17 protein-coding genes and 1 riboswitch are annotated in these 21,058 nt (G+C 38.2%); of the genes, 6 read left to right on the top strand and 11 right to left on the bottom strand.

Features of this window, described 5'->3' with window-relative positions; genetic code table 11:
* Window positions 1-59 precede the first annotated feature (59 nt).
* A complete protein-coding gene (locus DVR12_RS14655; RefSeq protein WP_116976533.1) occupies window positions 60-746 on the bottom strand; it encodes a toxin-antitoxin system YwqK family antitoxin in 687 nt (228 codons plus the stop codon).
* A gap of 142 nt (window positions 747-888) precedes the next feature.
* Here DVR12_RS14655 and DVR12_RS14650 point away from each other — a divergent pair, with 142 nt between their 5' ends.
* Both DVR12_RS14650 and DVR12_RS14645 read left to right on the top strand, forming a co-directional pair.
* The gene (locus DVR12_RS14650; protein ID WP_147323462.1) at window positions 889-1,410 is read left to right on the top strand and encodes a zinc metalloprotease; all 522 of its coding nucleotides are present in this window, start codon (window positions 889-891) and stop codon (window positions 1,408-1,410) included.
* Window positions 1,411-1,489: 79 nt separating this feature from the next.
* Complete coding sequence (locus DVR12_RS14645) at window positions 1,490-1,879, top strand: DUF302 domain-containing protein (protein ID WP_116976529.1); 390 nt, start codon at window positions 1,490-1,492, stop codon at window positions 1,877-1,879.
* Between the two features lie 89 nt (window positions 1,880-1,968).
* Here the strand turns inward: DVR12_RS14645 and DVR12_RS14640 are convergent, their stop codons facing one another.
* Both DVR12_RS14640 and gadC read right to left on the bottom strand, forming a co-directional pair.
* A complete protein-coding gene (locus tag DVR12_RS14640; protein ID WP_116976528.1) occupies window positions 1,969-3,699 on the bottom strand; it encodes a tetratricopeptide repeat protein in 1,731 nt (576 codons plus the stop codon).
* Window positions 3,700-3,887: 188 nt separating this feature from the next.
* On the bottom strand, window positions 3,888-5,357 hold the full coding sequence (gene gadC / locus DVR12_RS14635) for a putative glutamine/gamma-aminobutyrate antiporter GadC (RefSeq protein ID WP_116976526.1): 1,470 nt from the start codon (window positions 5,355-5,357) through the stop codon (window positions 3,888-3,890).
* Window positions 5,358-5,454: 97 nt separating this feature from the next.
* Here gadC and DVR12_RS14630 point away from each other — a divergent pair, with 97 nt between their 5' ends.
* On the top strand, window positions 5,455-6,165 hold the full coding sequence (locus DVR12_RS14630; RefSeq protein ID WP_116976525.1) for a potassium channel family protein: 711 nt from the start codon (window positions 5,455-5,457) through the stop codon (window positions 6,163-6,165).
* Between the two features lie 3 nt (window positions 6,166-6,168).
* Here DVR12_RS14630 and glsA read toward each other — a convergent pair whose 3' ends face one another.
* The 8 genes from glsA to DVR12_RS14590 all read right to left on the bottom strand — a co-directional run bounded on the left by glsA (window position 6,169) and on the right by DVR12_RS14590 (window position 17,630).
* Window positions 6,169-7,134 (bottom strand): glutaminase A, encoded by a 966-nt coding sequence (gene glsA / locus DVR12_RS14625; protein WP_116976713.1) that lies wholly within the window; start codon window positions 7,132-7,134, stop codon window positions 6,169-6,171.
* Between the two features lie 76 nt (window positions 7,135-7,210).
* Window positions 7,211-8,650, bottom strand: coding sequence for a glutamate decarboxylase (locus DVR12_RS14620; protein WP_116976523.1), 1,440 nt, complete (start codon window positions 8,648-8,650; stop codon window positions 7,211-7,213).
* Between the two features lie 266 nt (window positions 8,651-8,916).
* Window positions 8,917-10,266: a DUF5074 domain-containing protein gene (locus tag DVR12_RS14615; RefSeq protein ID WP_116976521.1), complete on the bottom strand. Its 1,350-nt coding sequence runs from the start codon at window positions 10,264-10,266 to the stop codon at window positions 8,917-8,919.
* Window positions 10,267-10,361: 95 nt separating this feature from the next.
* Complete coding sequence (locus DVR12_RS14610; RefSeq protein ID WP_116976519.1) at window positions 10,362-11,873, bottom strand: hypothetical protein; 1,512 nt, start codon at window positions 11,871-11,873, stop codon at window positions 10,362-10,364.
* 55 nt (window positions 11,874-11,928) lie between these two features.
* Window positions 11,929-12,858, bottom strand: coding sequence for a DUF4465 domain-containing protein (locus tag DVR12_RS14605; RefSeq protein WP_116976518.1), 930 nt, complete (start codon window positions 12,856-12,858; stop codon window positions 11,929-11,931).
* Between the two features lie 48 nt (window positions 12,859-12,906).
* Entirely contained in the window at window positions 12,907-14,373 is a 1,467-nt protein-coding gene (locus DVR12_RS14600) for a PKD-like domain-containing protein (RefSeq protein ID WP_116976516.1), read from the bottom strand.
* A 33-nt stretch (window positions 14,374-14,406) separates the two neighbouring features.
* Window positions 14,407-15,564, bottom strand: coding sequence for a YncE family protein (locus DVR12_RS14595; protein WP_116976514.1), 1,158 nt, complete (start codon window positions 15,562-15,564; stop codon window positions 14,407-14,409).
* Window positions 15,561-17,630 (bottom strand): TonB-dependent receptor, encoded by a 2,070-nt coding sequence (locus tag DVR12_RS14590; protein ID WP_116976513.1) that lies wholly within the window; start codon window positions 17,628-17,630, stop codon window positions 15,561-15,563. Before DVR12_RS14590 ends, DVR12_RS14595 begins: the two co-directional genes overlap by 4 nt.
* 110 nt (window positions 17,631-17,740) lie before the next feature.
* A riboswitch (cobalamin riboswitch) is annotated at window positions 17,741-17,948 on the bottom strand.
* Window positions 17,949-18,275: 327 nt separating this feature from the next.
* Between DVR12_RS14590 and DVR12_RS14585 the strand changes: the two genes are divergently transcribed.
* The 3 genes from DVR12_RS14585 to DVR12_RS14575 all read left to right on the top strand — a co-directional run bounded on the left by DVR12_RS14585 (window position 18,276) and on the right by DVR12_RS14575 (window position 21,017).
* A complete protein-coding gene (locus DVR12_RS14585; RefSeq protein WP_116976511.1) occupies window positions 18,276-18,755 on the top strand; it encodes a hypothetical protein in 480 nt (159 codons plus the stop codon).
* Window positions 18,756-19,017: 262 nt separating this feature from the next.
* Window positions 19,018-20,424, top strand: coding sequence for an aminotransferase-like domain-containing protein (locus DVR12_RS14580; protein WP_116976509.1), 1,407 nt, complete (start codon window positions 19,018-19,020; stop codon window positions 20,422-20,424).
* Between the two features lie 86 nt (window positions 20,425-20,510).
* A complete protein-coding gene (locus tag DVR12_RS14575; RefSeq protein ID WP_116976508.1) occupies window positions 20,511-21,017 on the top strand; it encodes an N-acetyltransferase in 507 nt (168 codons plus the stop codon).
* Window positions 21,018-21,058: the final 41 nt, after the last annotated feature.

Below are 21,058 nucleotides of genomic sequence, written 5' to 3'. Positions count from 1 at the left end.
GCATTTTATCCTAACGTTACCCTCCTTTAATAATTCATTTTCACCCCTGAGTTGAGCTCTTATTTCTTTAAAGGTTTTTCTAAAAGATGAAAACAATCAAGCTTTTTTTCAGAAAGAAAAATAAGGAGATCGCCTAATTGTTTATCTGTTAATGTCTTTATATCCTGAAAATTACATTTCTTCTCAAGCAGGTTTACAACACAATCACAAAATTCCGTAGAATGCAGATAGGTAGATGCGACTGCTGCATAAGTAGTAATCCATATCTCGTTCTTCTCCATTTCTGTCCATTTCTGAGGTTGAGCCACAATAAGCCGGGAAAGATCTTCATTCTGAGGCTTAATTGTTCCATCAGGATTATAATAATGGTAATCCACCAGCTTATCATTAACATACATCCCTTTCTGTTCAACTTCTCCAGATTCATAATACGTCTGGTAACTTCCCATTTTCCTTCCAGACATAAATTCCCCATAACACTTTTTGTTTCCCGATTGATAAAAATACATCCACTTGCCTTCCTCTAAATTTTTTTTAAAATAACCTGTTTTCCAAACCTTTCCGTTTGGATAATAGGCACAATAAAAAGCATCTAACAGGAAGGTGGTGTCTCCCATAAAAATCTTGACCGTCGCCTGTTTTTGTCCACCTGGCCATTTCGAAAGAATTAATTCCTTAGGTTGACAGGCGCTTACTCCTATTACAATCACAGAGAAAATAAATAATTGCGATAAATACTCCTTCATGGCCTGATTTCTTACATTAACAAATATAATATATTTATATTGTAGAAAATACGTGTATACATTCTTGTTAGTTGTCCATTAAAAAGTTTTAATCCTCTGTAGAATGGTATTTATAGTTATCCTGTTTGTTTTAATCATATTTATGGTTGTGAAGTTTCTGACAGTATTCTTTCACGAACTAGGACATGCACTTCCAGCTTTAAAGTATAGCAGGATGCCAGTCATCATTTATATCGGTTCCTGGGGCGATCCAAACGGCTGCATCTACCTGAGTAGCAGAAACCTGGACATTTATATAAAGCGTAATCCCCTGGCATGGTTTCGGGGTTTATGTATGTTTGATCCAGAATATCTGACATTGAAGCAGCATATTATTTTAGTATTGGCCGGCCCTATTTTCTCTTTTCTGGTTGCTGGGGTCGCAACTACTATCGCTATATTATTTGATATGCATGGTTCTTTGAAACTTATCTCCGGATTATTTTTGTTATCTGCTATCATCGATCTTTTTCATAATTTATATCCAAGAACAATTATCCTTTCAGATTATAGAATAATAAGAACAGATGGCAGAATATTGATAGACCTTCTCCATGATTATTTTTCGGAAAAAGCTATGATGAAGAGTAACAAAAAGAGGAAAAACAATATTAGAAGAATGTAGACATCAACAAAACTATTTCCGGTATTATTAAAACTGAGGGTATTCGAACAATAGTATTTTTATTGTCGTTAATATCTGTATGAAATTAATAACTACCCCAAGCAAACTTGGCTTCATTGACACAGTGACCAAGATTAAGCAGCTCATAACAGACAACGGAGTAAAAGCTTTTGCTGTTATTGATCACAGTGCTGCCGCTGCAGATGCAGGTCTGCAATTACAACCTACTACCGTACTCATTTTCGGGAATCCTGCCGGTGGCACTCAACTGATGTACAGGAACCGCGAAATTGCATGGGCACTTCCTCTGAAAGTGCTCATATGGGAAGACGAGAAGAAGGTTACATTTGTGACTTACAAAAATCCGGAAGAGTTCAATGAGGAATTTAATTTACCTCCGGATGTACATGGTATTACAGCTGATCAACACAGATTTATACAGATGTTGGTCTCCAATGTGGCCTCTTAAATAAACAGAAATTGCTTAACACAATACAGCACTAAAGGCTAATCGCTCAAAATTAAAGCGTTTAGCCTTTAGTGTTAGATAGAAATTTTTTAATGCAGGATTGAAGAGGACACAATCTGAATATCGGCAAACTGCCATGCTTTATCAAAATCTGCTTTCGCTACTTTAGCCTCACTGTCTTTCTTCTGAGCTATTAATGAATTGTGTAGCCCTATCAACGCCCATCCATTCCTTCTCCAATTTTTCAGATCCTTACGATAAACTTTCTCCGCTTCGCTAAACTTGCCATTATCCATCAATATAGCACCAAGGTAATGCCTCACAGAAAAAAACCAATCAGGAGGTTCGTTATAATTTAAACCGTCTTCAATTGCAACCGCTTCGTTTAGCAGGGCTATGGAATTATTATACTGCTTTTCTTTTGCCGCCACTTCAGCCGATAATACTTTTATGGCTATTTGGGCCAGGTCGGCAGTTGTATTGATCTGCCAGATGGTAAGCTGTTTAAGGGTAGTATCTGCTCCCAATATTTTAAGAGTATCCAGCTCTTTTTGGGCATTGGAAGTATTATTCTTACCCAAATATGCTAATCCACGTGCATAGTGCCAGATTAACTTAGGATATACAAGGTCTTGTGCCGGGGAAGGAAGGGAAAGAATAGTATCCCACATACCAAACTTAGCAGCAATGTAATATGGAATTGTATAGTAATGCTGCAATGTGCCCCAACCCGGTAAACGCATTATTTCTTCAGATGTATGTTCCTGAAGTTTCTGAGCCGCTTCCCAGGCTAGCTTAGAATTTCCCTCCAGTGTGGCAGTAGCTGTGAGGAAGTGGTAATTATGCGGAAAATAACCAAGGGGATATGCTCCTTGAGCATGACAGGCAACCGTATACACACTATCTATCTCTACTGCATTTATATTGGAAAGAGAGCCTAAATGATAGTCGCCTGTATTAATATAAATATGCGAGGGCATATGCGCCAAATGTCCTGCACCTGGCACTAATGTATCCAACAATCGGGCACTTGCCATTGCTTTTTCAGGCGTGGCGGATGCTTCCATGGCATGAATATAGAAATGATGTGCTCCGGGATGCAGCGGATTGATTTTCATCAGGTGTTCAAGAACGGCCAGCAACTCCGGTGTCCAGGCTCTTGGTTTCTTTGTATCCTTGTCATATAAATCCCAGGGATGCAGATCCATTAAGGCTTCAGCGTACAAAGCTCCGATATCGGGGTCGGATTGAAATTGATTGTAAACCTTTTTCATAGCAGCAGCAAAAGCAATATCCAAAGATTTCCGATCTGCCGGAGCCGGCATTGCATAGCGCGTACTCAGCGCATCGATAAGCGCTTTTTCCTTTTGAGTACAGTTGGCCGATAACGATTTTGCTTTAGCAGTTGCTTCAAAGGCACGTTGGAAATTATCCTTTTCCATGCCTCCGTTATAATTAGGACCTAATACATAGGCAAATCCCCAATATGCCATCGCACAGGTAGAATCCAAGCGGGCGGCTTCAAAAAAAGACCGTGCAGCTTCTGCATGATTAAAGCCATATGTCAACATCATTCCCTGGTTAAAATACTCCTGCGCCTCTTTATTGTTGGTAGAAATTGAAAAATTAATTCCTTCCAATCCTTTTAACTTTGGCGCTTTTTTACCTGAAGTATACCAGGCTTTATCTGTTATTTTGGAAGTATAACAGCGAATATCCTCTGCTTTTGGCCCGGTTGATTGTGTTTCTCCTGTATTTGTATTGTTATTACAAGCAAGGAGGAATAAAATTGAGATTAAACAAAGATTGTTTGATTTCATTAGAAGCTTATTTGATTGATTTATTGAATAATAAGCTCCGCACTACAAAGAAATAAATATAGGTATTAGCGTGATTTTAGCAACACTAATATACAAAATATTTTACATCTTAATTGTATTAATAATGGCTGATTTTTTTCAAGCGTTTACCCCCGACCTTTTTATGGGGTCAGGGGATAAAAGTCATATTATTTACCTTCTGTGGATTTGGTTTGTTCCCAGTGAAATGGTTCAAACTCAGAGTTTTTATCTGTCCAGGATGGCTTCTTAACAGCGAAGATGATAAAAGGAGCGGCAACAACCACAATACATCCCAGAATCAGCACCAGGAACCAGACAGTATTATTACCGGTTTTAATCTGGCTGGGAGGAATGAAACTTAGTACAAATGCGAGTAATGATCCGCAAAAGCCCAAACCAGCTATTACCCAGATAAGGCCATTTCCGGTTTTTCCAATCCGGAATGGACGTACAGTATTTTTCATCTTATATCTCAGGGCAATTCCTGCTGCAAACATCAACAAATACATAATCAGATAAAGCAGTACGGTAAGCTGTGATAATATCTGATAAAAGCTTTGTACAGATGGCATTACAACGAAGAGCAAACTTAGTAATGTAACAGCTAACCCCTGTAGGATCAGAATATTTTTCTGAACTCCTATTTTATTTGTTTTTTGGAAAAAGGGAGGTAGATAACCTGCTTTTCCTACCACAAAAATACCTTTAGAAGGACCGGCTACCCATGTCAATACTCCTGCCAACACCCCGAAAGCCAATGCAATAGCAATAATGGGCGAGAACCATGACATGCGGAGGTAGTTAAAATAATTATCAAATCCTTCCAATAAACTTTGGGTAAGATTAATATCCTGCCTTGGAATAATAATCCCCAATGAATAAGTTCCCAGCACAAAAATGAGCACAGTAATAGCAGAGCCTATAAAGATCGCTTTAGGATAATTCTTAGATGGATTATTCATGTCTTTTACGTGGATACCACTCATTTCCATCCCTGCATAAAAAAGAAAAATTCCGGAAGCGAGCACCAGATTACTGAATTTAGAGAAATCGGGAAGAAAGTTGCTATGGAAGTCCATCTGTGATTCACCGCCAGTTAGTAAATATGCAATAGCCAATATAATAAGAAGTGCAGCAGGGATTATAGTACCAACCAACCCTCCTATTTTGGCTATCTTACCTACCCATCCCAGCCCTTTTAATGAAATAAATGTGGCCAGCCAATAAATGACTAAAACTACGGCGAGTGTGTAAAATTTATTTGATGCAAGCGCCATATCATTTGTATGATCCATTCCAATAAATGCAATGGCTACCGCTCCAAACGTTAATACTGTTGGATACCAAATAGTACTTTCTATCCATTGCAGCCAAATGGCAAGGAAGCCTAGTCGTTTTCCGAATGCCTCTCCTACCCATCTGAATACCCCTCCTTGCTTATCCTGAAATAAAGCCGCCAGCTCGGCAGCTACCAGCGCAGTAGGAATCAGAAATACCAATGCTGCAAACAAATAATAAAAGGCAGAACTCATTCCGTATTCAGCCTCTGCAGGAAGCCCTCTGAGTGAGACCACTGCCGTTACGTTCATAATAGCAAGTGTAAACACTCCCAATTTCACAGTACTAGTGTTTGCCATAATTTATGGATTTAAAAATTATTGCCAATTATTCAGACAAATAGTTAACAAATTCATACCCTAATCGCTTATTATAAATAAGGTTAAAATAAATTGAATGAAAACAGCAACTGCTGCTCCTGCTAATAAGCATCAGGGAATATATGAAGCATTAAATATCCTTGTTCTGCTTTTATCCATAATATTGGTTATTAGTATTTCCATAGATGCTTTTAAAAACCATTCTATTATTATTAGAGGTGTATATCTACGAATACAGCTATGGGTATGCCTGCTTTTTATTCTTGTATTCGTACTTAAATTAATCCTGACCAATAATAAATGGCGTTATCTACAGACCCATCTAATCTTCCTGATCATATCCATTCCTTATAATTATATTTTTTACCATTACCACATTAGCTTTAATCCGGAGATCACTTATCTGATACGTTTTATACCATTGATCCGTGGGGCTTATGCCCTTGCCTTAATAGTAAACTGGATATCAAATAATACGATAACTAGTCTTTTTACTTCTTATATTATCCTTTTAGTTGCAACCGTATATTTTTCCAGTCTTATATTCTTTGTTTTAGAACAAAATACCAATCCACTACTGACTAATTTTGGGGATGCATTATGGTGGGCATGTATGAATGTCACCACAGTTGGGTCAAATATTATTGCTACTACTACAACCGGAAAAGTGTTGTCTGTACTTCTATCAGCGCTGGGTTTGCTGATGTTTCCCATCTTTACAGTATTCCTCAGCAACATCATGAAAAATGCCAATAAGGATAAACACAATACAACAGACCTGGATTAGGTTTTATCCAGTAATAGTTACCTTATCCCCACTAAAAACTGAGAGTTCCAGCTTGTTCATAATATATTTTATGGCTAACTGTGCTTTCACAGAGTTACCCGCATCATCAATTGGAGGAGCAAAAGCAGCAATACCAAACAATCCCGGAAGCGTACCCATAACTCCACCTCCTACTCCGGTTTTTGCCGGAATACCGGAAGTATAAAGCCAATCGCCGGTATGTTCATAGAACCCTACCGTTGCTATCAGGGAAGTAATTTTAGAGGATGCTCCTGCATCAAAAACCTGTAGTTTCGATACCGGATTTAATCCTTTATTCGCAATCGTGGCACCACATATAGCTAGTTGTTGAGCTGTTATTCCCAGTGAACACTGGCGGGTATACAGATCCAGGGATTTATCAGGGTCGTCATACATCCGGTTATAATTTTTCAATAACCATGAAATGGAACGGTTATTAAAGTTAGTAGCAGATTCTGATTGATATAGTTCGTCTATCAGTTGTGGAGCACTGCCACAGAGTTCTGTAATATTTGAAACAATAGCTTCCCACTTCTTATCTGCATCCCCAACAGGCTGAATCATACTGCATGCAGTAATAGCACCAGCGTTAACCAGTGGAGTGGATGGGTGGTCCTTTTCAAGGAGTATCGCAAAAATTGAGTTAAACGGTAATCCGGTAGCATCAGCCCCAATTTTATTCAGCAGCTCATCTGTTCCCGATTGGCGGATTACAAGAATAGCTGTATGTACTTTGGAAACCGATTCTATTCCGAATTTATATTGTGTATCCCCAAATTCTATTGTTCTTCCATCGAGTAAACAAATGCTGATTCCAAACAGATTTTTATCTATGTTCGCCAAATACGGAATGTAATCTGCATTCTTCCCAGCTGTATTATTCCTGTACAACTGGTATGCCTCCTCTGCTGCAGCTTTGATCTGGTCTATAGTAATTGTTTTATTCATGTTGGATGAATTTCCGATGATAGCAGAAAAATAATTCACAACAGCATACGATAAGGTATGCTGTTGTGACAGACTTCTATTTTTTCTTTTTGCGGGAGCCAGTATGATCAAATACGTGTGAATCTACCGGTGTCTTTTTTTCCATTGCAACCCTTGTAGGAGTAGGATAAGTAAGCTTTTCCAGGTCTGCAATGGCGCTTTTCATATCATTAAGTAACATATCGGCCATATCCCGGCTGAAACCCTGTCTTACCACAATACGCATTACTACATAACTTTCTATATTTTCCGGAAGCGTATAGGCAGGAACCATCCATCCGTTTTGTTTTAATTTATCCTGCAGATCATATAATGTCCATTTTGCCGTTTTATTATAAGCAGGTTTCATATACCATATGAATAAAGGATTTACGACATCCTCACTATAATTGATGAAAGGTTTCATCTTTGCTATCTGATCGTGCAAATATTGAGTGATCTGCATACTATTTTTTTGAATTTCTCTGTAACCTTCGAATCCAAGACGGATAAATTGATAATATTGCCCCAGGATTTGTGCTGCAGGCCGGGAAAAGTTCAAGCCCACTTGTGTAATATCTGCTCCCAGATAGTTAACACTGAAATTCATCTCTTTAGGCAGATATTTAGCATCTTTCCAGACTATCCATCCGAGTCCGGGATACACCAACCCAAATTTATGGCCTGATGTGCTGATAGAAAGTACCCACTTCAGGCGGAAGTCCCATTTCAAATCTGGTTGAATAAAAGGTAAAATAAATCCACCAGAGGCAGCGTCTACATGAATGGGTATTTCGAGTCCACTATGTTTATTAAAATCATCCAGTGCTTTATCCAGTTCTTGTACATCATCATTTAATCCGGTCCAGGTAACACCTTGAATTGGAACAATACAGATAGTATTTTCGTCACACATTTTTAATGCTTCTTCCGGATCCAGCGTTGTTTTATCGATAGTTAGCGGAACCTGTCTCATTTCAATTTGCCAGAGTTGTGCAAATTTTTCCCACACTACCTGGAATCCTGCAGAAATAACAAAGTTGGGTTTGTCTGTAGGTTTATTCTGTTCCTGCCGGCGTTTCTTCCAACGAAGCCAAGCGGCAACACCACCTAACATACATGCTTCTGATGAACCGATTGCTAATGCTCCACATTTATACTTAGCTTGCTCGGGTGTATTCCACAAATTCGCAATGATATTAATGCATTTGGCATTCATTACAGCAATACGCGGATACTCAGTTTCATCGATGTAGTTGATATTTATTGCCTCATTCATTAATTTAGTGGCATATTCATCCATATAGGTAGTTACAAATGTTGCCAGGTTTAGGCGAGGTTCTGTTTGTGCATATGTTTCATCTTTAACCATCTGATATGCAATTTGTGGAGTAGTTGGCCCATCTGGAATCCTATCTACTGGTGAGGGTCTCAACATCTCATCAGAACTGTAAACTGCTGTTTGGGCATCGCCCTTTCTGAATTTGGAGTCTTTCATCTTTAATTGTTTTAAGGGTTTGTATTCACTACCACCTTCACCCTGGTAGATAGTTTATATTTATTCATGGGGCCCATTGGAGCATACAAAAGAAGAAAGAATTATACCAAATGAAAAGGCAGAGTATTAAATCATATAAAGACGTGCCTGGTCAAATCCGAACTATTGGGGGATTTTCTTCAATATTAAAAATACAGGAAATAAAAAAGAGGTTGCCTCATTATTGAGACAACCTCCAGGATATGGATTTATTATATTTAATTTATTTAATTAAAAGAATAGGTAAAGAAAATACCTGCAGGAAACTTAGTACTGTTTTGATAGTTTGCACTTAAGGCAACTCCATTACTAAAATTAAAGATACTAATGTTATTAACCAGGTAATTCAGACCAAATCCTTTAAGAGTGTTCATATAAACTTCTCCAGTAATCGGGTGTACTGCTATATTATTGTAGACGATACCGGCATTTTCAACCATTGTTTTGGCATCTACCATAAATTCGGTTGTTCCCATACTGAAAATATGACGGTATATTTTAGTACCGGCTCCACTGAAATAAAGAGTATCACCTTTTGCAGTAATTCCTGGAGTAGCACCAGAACCAGCGCTCACGCTACCAGTAGTGATGTCATTGGCTTTAATTAAAGAATAATCCCTGAAATTGATTTTCGAAATTTTAGCAGGTGAACCTACAGTAGAAATCCAGATATTTCCATCGCTGGCTTTTACTACACCACTAACATTTGCTTTCATATCCAGTGCATAGGTAATTGAATCCTTGTTCTGCTCTATTACATATACCTTTGAACCTGCGGCAGCAAAGATTTTATTATTTGAAACAGCCATGGTTAGCTTTGCAGCTGATCTGGAACCCTTGATATAGGTAAGCTCTTTGGTATTAGAGTTAAACCTGTATAACCCCGCATTATCACGAATGATTAAATTTTCATCGTTTAGTACGGCTATATGAGTTGGCCAGCTAAGTGTGGCTAACTCACTGTTATACGAAGCCTCTTTTTTAAGTGTTTCAGCATTCGCTACTACTAGTAGTCCATCATTCGCAAAAGCAGTTCCTTCTGCATTCTTATTTCCATTCTGGGAAATAATGTACATCTTGTTCTGACGAATAAATAAATCCTGAGTCACATTACCCAGTTTTGTACCATTTACTTTAAAATAGGCATCTTCAGTAATTGCACCATTAGGGCTGATAAAAATCAATGATCCATTATCTGAAGTCATGTTTCCTTCATTCAGAATAAATGTTCCATACTTGTATTTACCATATACTGTAACATTTGTCTGAGCAGATGTTTTTCTCTCATTCCTGGATGCACTTACAGTAATAGTATGACTACCTAAAGCATCAGAATAAAACTTAAAAATGGAATCTGCGATTCCTGCATCTTTTCCATCAACTGCCCATGAAAAAGTACTTCCTTGTGAAGCTTTCACTTTAAAGATTAAGGTATCTTCCTGTGCTACACTATTTTGAGAAAGCATGTTCTCAATTGTTACCTCCGGCGCAGGTAAAGACTCAATGGTATCATTTTTCGAACAGGATGCTGCTACGATGGCGATTCCCGCCCCTAATAATAAAACACTTTTTTTCATATAACTCTAAGACTAATTGACTATTCCCTTAACTGTATTTTCTGTTGCTAATTTCATCTGGTAATACAGAAGAGTACTGGTTTCCGTTTCCATTATTAATTTACAGTAGCGATGTTGCTACCCAACATATGCAGATCCTCTCCTTTTCCTACTTCAGTGGAGTTTTCTCCGAGCCAGCCATTTTCCTGATCAACTCCGGTATATATTTTTACAAAGTCGATACCCGGCAGATTCACTTTGTTACCATTTTTATCAATGGCCCAGTCGATATCGATACCTGAATTATCGTGAGGATTAGGGTAATTGTCGACATACCCATATTTATAGGCATACAGCACAAAATAGCTTCCCTGTCCGCTCTCTTCTATTCCATTTTGTGCCATACGAATACCTTTGAAGGTTATTTTCTCATCCTTTACCCATAAAGGATAATAGCTCTGTGCATGGTATGTATTCTTGATTTTATATCCTCGCTGGCCCTGATTATTTGACCACTGGATATAATTGTTGATACTGATAAACCCATCAGGAGTACCTGGAGTTTCAACAGTTGGACGGTGGTAGGTCATTTCGTAATTACGAATCGTACGGGTATCATTTTTGCTATTTACAGCAGAACTATACCAGAGTTCATTTTCAGCTGAAAAATTTCCACTTCCTTTAATCTCGTACCATTCATCATCATCTGGTTTCCCGTTTTTATTTTTATCATATGCAACCAATACAATTCCTGGTTCACAGCTTCCACCAAACGGGGCATTAGGGCGCGGGTTGGCATTGGCACCAAAAGCATTTCCATAAATCCTGAAATCACGTCTGCCCGCAACGTTTACAATGGTATGATCAAATCCTATTACTACATAACCGCCCCAGCCACCTAAGGTAATCAGGTTAGCATCTTCGCCTATCAGCTCTTTACCTACTTTGGTAAGCATCGTTTCATAAGTATCTCCGGCATTGTATTTCGGCAGCTCATTTACAAACTGGCCAGGTGCAGGCAGGTAATCAAATACTTTGTAGATAAATGGAGATTGTGGTTTAGCTGTTTGTCGTACCGTGATAAGTAATGTATCAACTAAATCTGCAGAGGAAACTTTCAACTTGTAAGTACCTCTGGATACAGAAGTAAATTGTGCTGTTGCATTATTAGCAGACAATCTGTAGAGATCTGAGGGTGCTGAGAGGATTTCCCATTTTACATCAGTCTTATTCGTAAATTTCTGAGATGCCTCCAGGGGTAGGATCGTGTTGGTAGTTGTTTCCCAGTTTAAATATTGTCCGGTTGTAATTTGAATTACTTTTTGAGAGATGTTTCCACGATTGTAGACCATAACTATCAGGCTAAATGTTCCCGGAGCTGCAGGGGCCTGAAAATTATATTGCAATGCATTGGCAACTCTTTGACCGTTAACAACCCATACAATGGAATCTGCTACATTCTCAATGACAGGTTTAAGCAACAAGGCTTCTTTTACCACTACATAATAATCTGCTTCAAGTCCGGTGATAACCGGTGGGGTATCAGGAGTTTCCACCTCTTTTTTACAACTGCTGATTAAAATCAGGATGCAGGATAAGTATGTAAGAAATTTAAATTGATTATTCATTTGTCAAATAAATTTATAAATTAAGAAAGCCGGGCACTAAATATGATTTACACTACTACAACGTCACCTTAACATTATCTATACACACATAGGCCGGGGTATTTAATCCATAGGTACCAGAATCGTTGCCTACCAGGTTGAATTCAACCCGCGTAACAGTACCTAAATCCGAAAGATCGAAATAAGTCCATGTAGTAACCGGGCTTACAACAGGTAAATGGTTATTGTATTTTGCCAGAAATATTTCAACAGGAGTACCACTATTAGTAGGTGTACTTCCATTATATCCATAAGCCAGCAATTTGAAATACCCGGCTCCTCCTGCTACATCTTTAAGTGGAGTTGCCACACCTACTGAACCAAATTTGTTTCCATTCATAATTACGCCATACGTATAAGAGGAAAGACATACATACATTCCTTCCACTGTTCCGCTACCACTCGTGAAATTCATTGTAGGACGGGTAGCATAACTAGAATTGTAGGAATCTACATAGCCAAACATTACAGCAAAATTGCTGCTACCATTGTAGCCGCCATTTTTGGCGCCACTTGTGCCAGAATAAACACTACACTGATTGAGGTAGGAATACCACCAATCACTGGTATCTGGCGGGGTGTTTGCTTTATAGTTCCAATCGGAAATTACAAATCCACCATCCCAAAAATTAACTCTGGAAGTGCCACCTGCTCCTTTGATGGCAAATCTAAGATTACTCGGAGAGTGCGTATAGGGAGCAATCTGGGTACCACCCCAGGCAGCATAGGTATTACCACCATAAGAATTAGTATCAGCCATATAGCTGCGACTTAAACCCTCAAAAGTGATGGTATAGGTTGTCGACAATAAGGATTTTTGGTTTGCTTTCAATGTTTCCGCCGGCTGGGATTGAACCGGCACCAAATCATTTTGTTTGGAACATGAAGCAGCTACAACAATACAAAGGATTGCGGCTATTGAGGTTTTGAAAAGGGTCTTTTTCATTAGACGAAATTTTTTGGTTAGATATTAAATCGGTTGCCCGGCTTTCTTCTAATTTTTGAGGGTTTTGTCTAAAATGGTTGATACCTGCAACATTCTTCCTTCATCCATGTTATAATCCACTATTTTTCCGCCAGCATTGATGAAATCCTGTTCAATAGGATAAACTACCTTTACAACTTTTACGAAGTCTATTCCTGGTAATTGAACGCTTTCTCCTTTACTGTTTACTGCCAGATCAATATCAATATTCAGCTTTTGAAAAAATGGAGGGATGCCAGTCAGATTTTTGGTAATACGCTTCCCTTTGCGTGTAAATGAGCTTTTCCATCCATCCAGGATCGCTACTTCTTTAGTATTGATATTTGTCATATTTAAACCCGGAAAAAACCCTCTGGTAGAGAATGTTCCTTCATAAGTCATTGCACTGGTGAATGTTTTGTTGGTTAAAATCTGGCCAGCAAAAGCTGAGTCCTGATTATCCTTCCAATCGAAATAGGTATATATTCTTTTAGCATCTGTAGTGGTTGAATCGTAGGTAAAGGTTATTGCATAATCAGGCATATCTTCCAATCCATAATCATCGTTTTTGATTTCATACCATTCGTCAGCATCCGGTTTCCCATTTTTATTACGATCGTATGCTACATAAACTGTTGGAGGATCAAGCCTTGAATAGGTACCGGCAATTTCCAGGTCTGGTTTGCCTGGTGCATTGGCAACGGTATGATCAAATTTGAAAGTTGCAGAACCACCCCAGGAACCAATAAATAATCCGGCAGCATCATCTTCTTTTCTTATCTCGGTAGCTTTAGCTAAAAACTCATTATAAGATAGTGGATGCTCGTCTCCAAACTTCCAACCATCAGCAGAACCAATAATAGACCAGTTGTGGTTTTTACCTGGTGAAGGAGCATATTCATAAACCATATAGGCATTTCTGATATACTGTTCAGGCTTTACAGTTATAGTGCGGGAAACTGTTGCCGATTGTTTACCTGCAATTGCACGGAAATTAAGCACATAAGTTCCTGCTGCCGGAGAAATAAAGCTAAGATTGTTTTGTTTTCCAATAATAGAATCACCAATAGACCACTCATACTCGAATCCTGATCTTTCTGGTCCGGAAACCGTAGGGGTGATTTCAATTACATTACACATAGAAACAGAAAGCTGATCATTCAGTGAAATAGCGATGGGTTTCTCAACAAATATTTTGAAAGATTGCTCATCTGTACCACCCTTATTATCCGCCTTAAAAGTAACTGTGAAATCACCAGACGTTGCAGCTTCGAAAGTATAGTTAACTTCTCCAGCAGCTGCCTGCTTTCCATTTATTAACCACGTATAGCCATTACCTTTAAGGTTAGTAATATTGGGTGCTAAAATAATTTTGTCTCCAATATTCAATACAATAGTATCTGTATTCACACCGGAAATACTTGGGGCCCGGTACTGTTCTTTTGTGCAGGAATATGCAACGAACATTACGACAATCAGAAAAAGGATTTTTTTCATATGTTAGATTTCAGTTTATCCTGGAATTTTGATTTATGATTTTGGTAGTAAGACAAAATGAGCGGGTATATCACCGGTACGTACACTCCATTTCTTTTTACCAGCTTTCGTAAAACAGTACAACATGCCAGGCGTCACATAATTACCTGCATCCGTTACATAAATATTTTTGGTAACCGGATGCACCATAATTCCATAGGGGATTTCAATTTCTTTATCTGTTCCATCAGTAATAAAAGATCGGCTTACAACCTTATGTGTACGTGTATCCACAATCGCATAAGTGACTACGTTGGAATAGGTTATATAACTCCATTCCGTACTGTATATATATAATGAGTCTCCATCCAGATAATAATTACTCACTGCAATAGGGATTGTATCCGTCACCTTCTGTGCTGCATTATCTATAAAATAGAGCCTTGATGGCAGCTGCTTATAATCACCTCTTGAGGTTACCCAGAGATCCCCTCGTTTATCCGCTATAATGTGGTCGAGATTATATGCTACATCAATTCGTTTATCTTCTTTAAAAGTGGCCACATCAATCACAGAAACAGTTCTTTCATACTTTGCTGTATTCCCGGCCCCCATGTAGCCTCCTGAATTAGCTACATATATTTTGCCATTCGTAATTTCAAGACCATCGGGTTGGAACCCAACAATACATTTATCTACAATTGAAAGTGTTGTAGTATCTACTTTGGCAACATATCCCTTTTGAGTATAATTCGGATTTATTTGAATTGGCCCGGCATAGGAAGTGATATATGCAAATCCTTTATCGAATTTGATATAACGGCAATTCGGAATTTCAATCTGTCCGATTCTTTTGGCGGTAATTGCATCCATAACTTCCACTTTATTGGAAGCATTTATTACTGCATAAAGTCTGTTACCATAAATAGCTATATCATTGCCTACATCTCCCAGTTCTTTAGGTACTGTGGGATTAACAGCAGCATAAATATTTCGTTTATACTTGCCGGTAGTATAATCGAAGTAATCCAGCGTACTTTTATTGCTCCCCATGTTTCCTTCATTAAGCAGGTAAAACCCCAGAAAACCATTTTGTGTAGAAGTATCAAGGGATGTATCTTCATTAATAAAGACTTCTACATCCTTTCTGCAGGATGAAGCCACGAAAATCAGCAACAGTAATATGTTCAGGAAGAGGTAACGCTTTCTCATAGTTCAACGGCTAAAATGATTTTAAAATTTCGTTTAGGCATTGGATAGTTCAATACCACTTCATAATCCTGGTTGAAAACATTATTAAGCTCTCCTGAAATTCTGCACCTGTAGCGTTTAAATTGAAAATTTCTGGTAGCGGACAAATCGCTGGTATACCAAGGCTGTTCGTAATTTTCCGGGATATTAGCCGAATTCTGATAACGATTCCCCACATAAATAAAGCTGTAGTTGAGTCGCCAGCTTTTATACTGAATACTTGAAATGAAGGATCCACTGTTCCATGAAATATAAGGGATCTGCCCACCATATGTGGTCTTTTGGAGTTCGGTACTCTTTCTCGTTGTATAATCCTGAGCTGCCTGATAAGTATAGGCAGTTCTGAAATTCAATAAAATTTCCTGAGGAAATGTGAAAACAAAATCAGAAACAATTTCTATTCCTCTAATCTCCACATCTCCAATATTCATCATCATCCAACGATACATTCCACTCCCCTTCGGAACGGCTACTATTTTATTGGTTACCTGGTTATAATAGAAATCTGTTTGCAAATGCCATTCACTAAACATAGAGCCAGTAAAACTCTTACGATAGGCAAAACCTAAATCATATTGGTATGTAAATTCCGGCTGCAGACTAATATTACCGATATCGGTATAATAGAGGTCGTTAAACGTTGGCATCCGGAAAATGTTTTTGTAAAATGCCCTTATGTTGAAATCTAGTTTGGTAAAGGGTTTATATGAGAGAAAGAATGCAGGAGTGACTTCATTCTTAGAAGGAGCTGCTACAGCAGAATCGCCAGTAGATGTATTTCCTCTGGTAACCCGCTCATTTACAAAGGTGCCCAAAACACTTCCCTGCATCTTCAGCTTCCCAAATTCCGCTGCTCCTGCCAAGGCCACAAGAGAAGTAAATCTTTTCGGAAATACAAATCCATCTAAATTAGAATTCAGGGTATTATATTGGAAATCTGTTGACAGATTGATATCAATCTTTTTCGACAAACTATATTTATTGGCGATAGATCCGTACCATTCCTGTTGATGAAAATTATTATCGATATACATTAAAGTGGTATCGGGGTTCAGGTAACGCATATAATCATTTGCATACTTAGCATTCACCTGGATATCGTACCCTTTAACTACGTTCTTTTGTAAAGAACCCTGTAAAAAGAAGTTTCTATCCCACTGCCTTTGAGAGCGTTTCCAAACATTATTGACAATAGCTCCCGGTATTCCTCTCTCTGAACCGTAGTAGTAGGCCTTGACATTCCACAAGCCTTCTTTCAGCGTTCCATATAGTCCACTTTCCAGTCTGAGGGCATTAATATCTCCATTTTGCCTTATAGCTGTAGTATCCCAGGCAATGGCTTTAGAGTCATGAAATATTCTTTTATATCTGAAGGGATAACGACCACTGGATTTTATGTATTCACTGCTGAAGGAGTAATTAATATTGTCTGTCAACTTTTTTTCGAGCAATATTGAGGGATTGATTAAATCGAATGACCCTGTTTTAAAAACACCTTTAAAGTTTGTAGTTTTTAAGGAATCAAATACTGGTTTCCTGCTCCGAAGATAGATAGTACCGGAAGATCCGTAGTCTTTGGCTGGTTGGAAAATCTCACTCTTCTGCCCATTATAAATAGAAATAGACTCAATATTATCCATTGAGAATTTACCAAGATCTATCTGCCCGTTTTGAGCATTTCCCAGTTGAATGCCATCATAGAATACCCCCATGTGGTTAGTTCCCAGGCTACGCATATCTACTGTTTTCAATCCACCAACGCCACCATAATCTTTTACCTGAACACCGGCAAAATAGCGTATTGCATCTGCTACTGAGAAGCTGTTTAAACTTTTCAAGCTTTCACCGGCAAGTTTTTGGGTAGGAATAACTTCTTTATATCCGGTGCCAGAAACAGTAACCCCACGTAAGGTCTTAACCCCTGCCGTATCTATGTGTGCAGAGTTACGGTAAGCTTTCTGTCCATACAGCTTGGGGCAAATAAATGCCAAAAACGTTATTAGCAACGTTTTTAATGCGTTTGACATATCAGGTCGATAATTGATTCCTCCGGTCAGTGACCAGACGATATACGAAAACAATAACGCTGAAACAATTTCAGTGTAAGCTTATTCAAAGCTTCATCCCTCGAAAGCCTTAAAATTCATCTGCAATGGCAGGTCTCCTGACTTGTTCTCACTTCGGGTAGCCTTCCCATCTTTACCTTGTAGAGACAGTGGCAAGAAGAAATCAAAGTGTTGTAATAGAACTTACAGTAGCGGGTCTGTTCAGGATTTTCACCTGATTCCCTATTAATCAACTTTTACAAGATTAATAAAAGTTGAACCATTACAATTTTGTGTATATAATTCCAAAGTGTAACGACTTCCGTCTAATACCACCCGAAATTTTAACAGGGCAAATATATAGATAATATTATTAAGGTTAGAATCTAATTTAGTTTCGATGGATTGATTTAAGCGTCTATCCTCCAATCTCCGTTGACTGGTTCTAAATATGATGGATGAACAATTGATGTAATTAAGCAAATAACAAGCAGTGTAAAAGAAAGGTATGCTCAGATAGTTAATTTCTTAAAAAAGTATTATTTTTCAAAAAAATATAATATGTAAATTATACCTAGCATATCTATATATACAAATTATTATCCTATATCAAGCTATATTCTTATTATGAAGCATATTTTACTTATATCCCTATTTTTCATTATTTCCAAAGAAGCAGTTTCACAAAAAATAACGTTAACTGATATATCAACTTTTTTTAAAGACACCGATGCAGGAGCCGAACGTTTATTATCGAAGGCATTTGATGTGGATATTTACAAAATTGAATCAGGATTTAAAAATTTTACATTTAAAGATGGCGATGAATCTATTTTACTGGAGGTTACAGAATCCCGTGAAATTGAAAAATCTCTGCGTAGTTGCTACAGCAAAAAATATCATTCTGATTTTGAAAAACTTAAACAGGAGGTTATTTCAAAAGGAAAAAAAATTGATTTCTACCTATCAGAGCAATATAGAACTTACTATACTGTTTATCTCTATAATTCAATTTATTTCCATTTTGGCAAAGGGGTTTGCACCAATAAGGACTTTACATATAAATACGATAGCTATTTTTGTACAAAGAGTGATATAAAATTTTGATCTTTAACTTTCTTAACTGTAACGCAGCAATCATAGGTTTACCATACCCTTGCAAGGCTTTGTTTTAAACAGAATTAATACCACATATAAGAATCTATTTCTGTATAAAAAATAATCATCAACCAATAAAATCGACCAAAAAGACCTGCCAAAACTTCTGCAATCGTTGAAATTTTAGGGCTTCCAGCAGTGTTTAATGCTAATTAAAATGCCGTAGATTTACAATACAGATATTATGTACGTATAAATAACCAGTACAGATATGAAAGTCTATAAATTCGAAGCCTTTACCAATGTCATTGAAAAGAATATACGCGAGGGTGTTTTCAAACCAGGTCATAAACTGCCGTCTGTACGCGATCTGAAAGAACAATATCAAACCAGTATAAGCACCATTCAGCACGGATATGAGTACCTGGTGGCCAGAGGACTAGTAGAAAGTGTGCCTAAATCGGGTTACTATGTGAGTAACAGACCAGACTTACTGAATCAGCAACCAAAGACGAAACATAAGCCGGTAGCAAGAGATGCTATTTTTAAACAACATCTCGGACTAACTACCTCTCAGAAAGCCGGACGCAATTTTTCTGAATTTAATGTAGCAGCACCCGGTGATCTGCTTATGCCCCAAAAATTATTGCTTCGTACCATGCAACAGGTCATCAGGGAGCAGGGAGCCGGTTTATTACGTTACTACCCTCCAATCGGATCTGGTGAGCTAAAAGAGAATATCTTAAAAAAAGCGGCTGTTCATCAAACGATTATTAATTATGATGAGCTACTGATTACCGATGGTGCATTACAGGCCCTTTACATCGCATTATCTGCTGTATGCAAGGCCGGCGATGTGATTGCCGTTGAAAGCCCCTGTGTTTTTTCTATCCTGGAGGTTATCAGGGTTCTCCAACTCAGGGTAATTGAAATCCCGGTTTCTCCGATAATTGGACCAGATGTTGATTTCTTGAAGAAAGCATGTCGCAAAACCACAATTCATGCTATCGTAGTAACACCCAACTTCCATAACCCAACTGGAAGTTTAATGACAGATGACCAAAAGCTGTCATTGTTGTCTGTGGCTTATCATTATAATGTTCCAATTATTGAAAATGATATTTATGGAGATTTGAATTTTCATGGGCAGCGACCTTCCACTATTAAGAAATTTGATGAAGGTGGATTAGTATTAACCTATTCCTCCTATTCGAAAACATTGGCCCCGGGAATCAGGCTTGGATGGCTGGCAGCCGGCAAATTTATGGAACGCGCAGAGCAGATCAGGTTTGCACTGGGAAGTACCGTCTCACCCTTGTACCAGGAAACTGTAAACCGTTTATTGGCAGGTAACAGTTATGACCGGCATGTACGTTCCCTAAGAATGCAACTGGCAAAGAACGCACATCTTGCAATCAATTTATTGTCTGACTTTTTTCCAGAGAATACAATAATCTCCAGACCGGCAGGTGGCTATAATCTCTGGGTAAAGATGCCTGATGCTACTGATATGCCCCAGTTCTACGACCAATGCGAGAAAATTGGTGTAAGATTTACTCCTGGATATACGTTCTCTTTTTCCGGAATTTTTGACAAATATTTCAGGCTGGTTTTTGCTGAAAAATTCTCCCCTAAAAGAATAGAAGCCCTCCGAATGGCGGGTAAAAGTCTCAGATAACATCTGTACTGCTTGGATTTTCAAATTGTGTATCATGTATGATTGAAAGAAGCATAATAGCTTTGCCGGTATAATTACGACAGGCTATGAACATCATCACGAAATTTACAGTGGTTACCAAACAGGGAATGGAAACGCTTTTAATGCTTACAAAAGACCTGGCTATAGAGAAGTTTTCATCTCTTATTAAGCAAAATGTATTGGAAAATTATATCCTTAAAAACTTTAATGAACAGGCTCTTGTTGCCGAAGTAAACAGTATTTCCAATCAATGGCTGGTGGTGTATGTTGATGATCAGCCGGCCGGATATGCCTGTATCACGTCGAAGGGTAAACGGCCAGAGAACCTGGAAGGTAAAAGGGCAGCCCGCATCCTCTATTTTGGTGTGTTGAATAAATATCCGGCCCCGGCGGTTAAGGATGCACTGCTGGAAAAATGTCTGAGTGTTTGTAAATCATATGAAAATATTTGGATAGATGAATATATTGATAATCCGGTCCTTGAACTTTTTGAACACAAAGGATTCATCAGGCAACCGGGAACCGGGAAGCTTGATGGGTTACCTTTAACCTCCGTATGTTTGATAATGTAATACCGGTATCTCTAAAATTTCACACTAACTTAATACACCAA

The sequence above is a fragment of the Chitinophaga silvatica genome, from assembly GCF_003419895.1.
GTDB classification, from domain to species: Bacteria; Bacteroidota; Bacteroidia; order Chitinophagales; family Chitinophagaceae; genus Chitinophaga; species Chitinophaga silvatica.
The sequence above is the reverse complement of the archived record's forward strand: the minus strand, read 5'-3'. Positions and strand labels throughout refer to the sequence as shown.

Coding starts and splice junctions, on each gene's coding strand:
- DVR12_RS14575 (WP_116976508.1), top strand. CDS start 20,511: ATGAACATCATCACGAAATTTACAGTGGTTACCAAACAGGGAATGGAA.
- DVR12_RS14605 (WP_116976518.1), bottom strand. CDS start 12,858: ATGAAAAAGACCCTTTTCAAAACCTCAATAGCCGCAATCCTTTGTATT.
- DVR12_RS14615 (WP_116976521.1), bottom strand. CDS start 10,266: ATGAAAAAAAGTGTTTTATTATTAGGGGCGGGAATCGCCATCGTAGCA.
- DVR12_RS14595 (WP_116976514.1), bottom strand. CDS start 15,564: ATGAGAAAGCGTTACCTCTTCCTGAACATATTACTGTTGCTGATTTTC.
- DVR12_RS14655 (WP_116976533.1), bottom strand. CDS start 746: ATGAAGGAGTATTTATCGCAATTATTTATTTTCTCTGTGATTGTAATA.
- DVR12_RS14590 (WP_116976513.1), bottom strand. CDS start 17,630: ATGTCAAACGCATTAAAAACGTTGCTAATAACGTTTTTGGCATTTATT.
- DVR12_RS14580 (WP_116976509.1), top strand. CDS start 19,018: ATGAAAGTCTATAAATTCGAAGCCTTTACCAATGTCATTGAAAAGAAT.
- glsA (WP_116976713.1), bottom strand. CDS start 7,134: ATGAATAAAACAATTACTATAGACCAGATCAAAGCTGCAGCAGAGGAG.
- gadC (WP_116976526.1), bottom strand. CDS start 5,357: ATGGCAAACACTAGTACTGTGAAATTGGGAGTGTTTACACTTGCTATT.
- DVR12_RS14650 (WP_147323462.1), top strand. CDS start 889: ATGGTTGTGAAGTTTCTGACAGTATTCTTTCACGAACTAGGACATGCA.
- DVR12_RS14640 (WP_116976528.1), bottom strand. CDS start 3,699: ATGAAATCAAACAATCTTTGTTTAATCTCAATTTTATTCCTCCTTGCT.
- DVR12_RS14585 (WP_116976511.1), top strand. CDS start 18,276: ATGAAGCATATTTTACTTATATCCCTATTTTTCATTATTTCCAAAGAA.
- DVR12_RS14600 (WP_116976516.1), bottom strand. CDS start 14,373: ATGAAAAAAATCCTTTTTCTGATTGTCGTAATGTTCGTTGCATATTCC.
- DVR12_RS14610 (WP_116976519.1), bottom strand. CDS start 11,873: ATGAATAATCAATTTAAATTTCTTACATACTTATCCTGCATCCTGATT.
- DVR12_RS14620 (WP_116976523.1), bottom strand. CDS start 8,650: ATGAAAGACTCCAAATTCAGAAAGGGCGATGCCCAAACAGCAGTTTAC.
- DVR12_RS14645 (WP_116976529.1), top strand. CDS start 1,490: ATGAAATTAATAACTACCCCAAGCAAACTTGGCTTCATTGACACAGTG.
- DVR12_RS14630 (WP_116976525.1), top strand. CDS start 5,455: ATGAAAACAGCAACTGCTGCTCCTGCTAATAAGCATCAGGGAATATAT.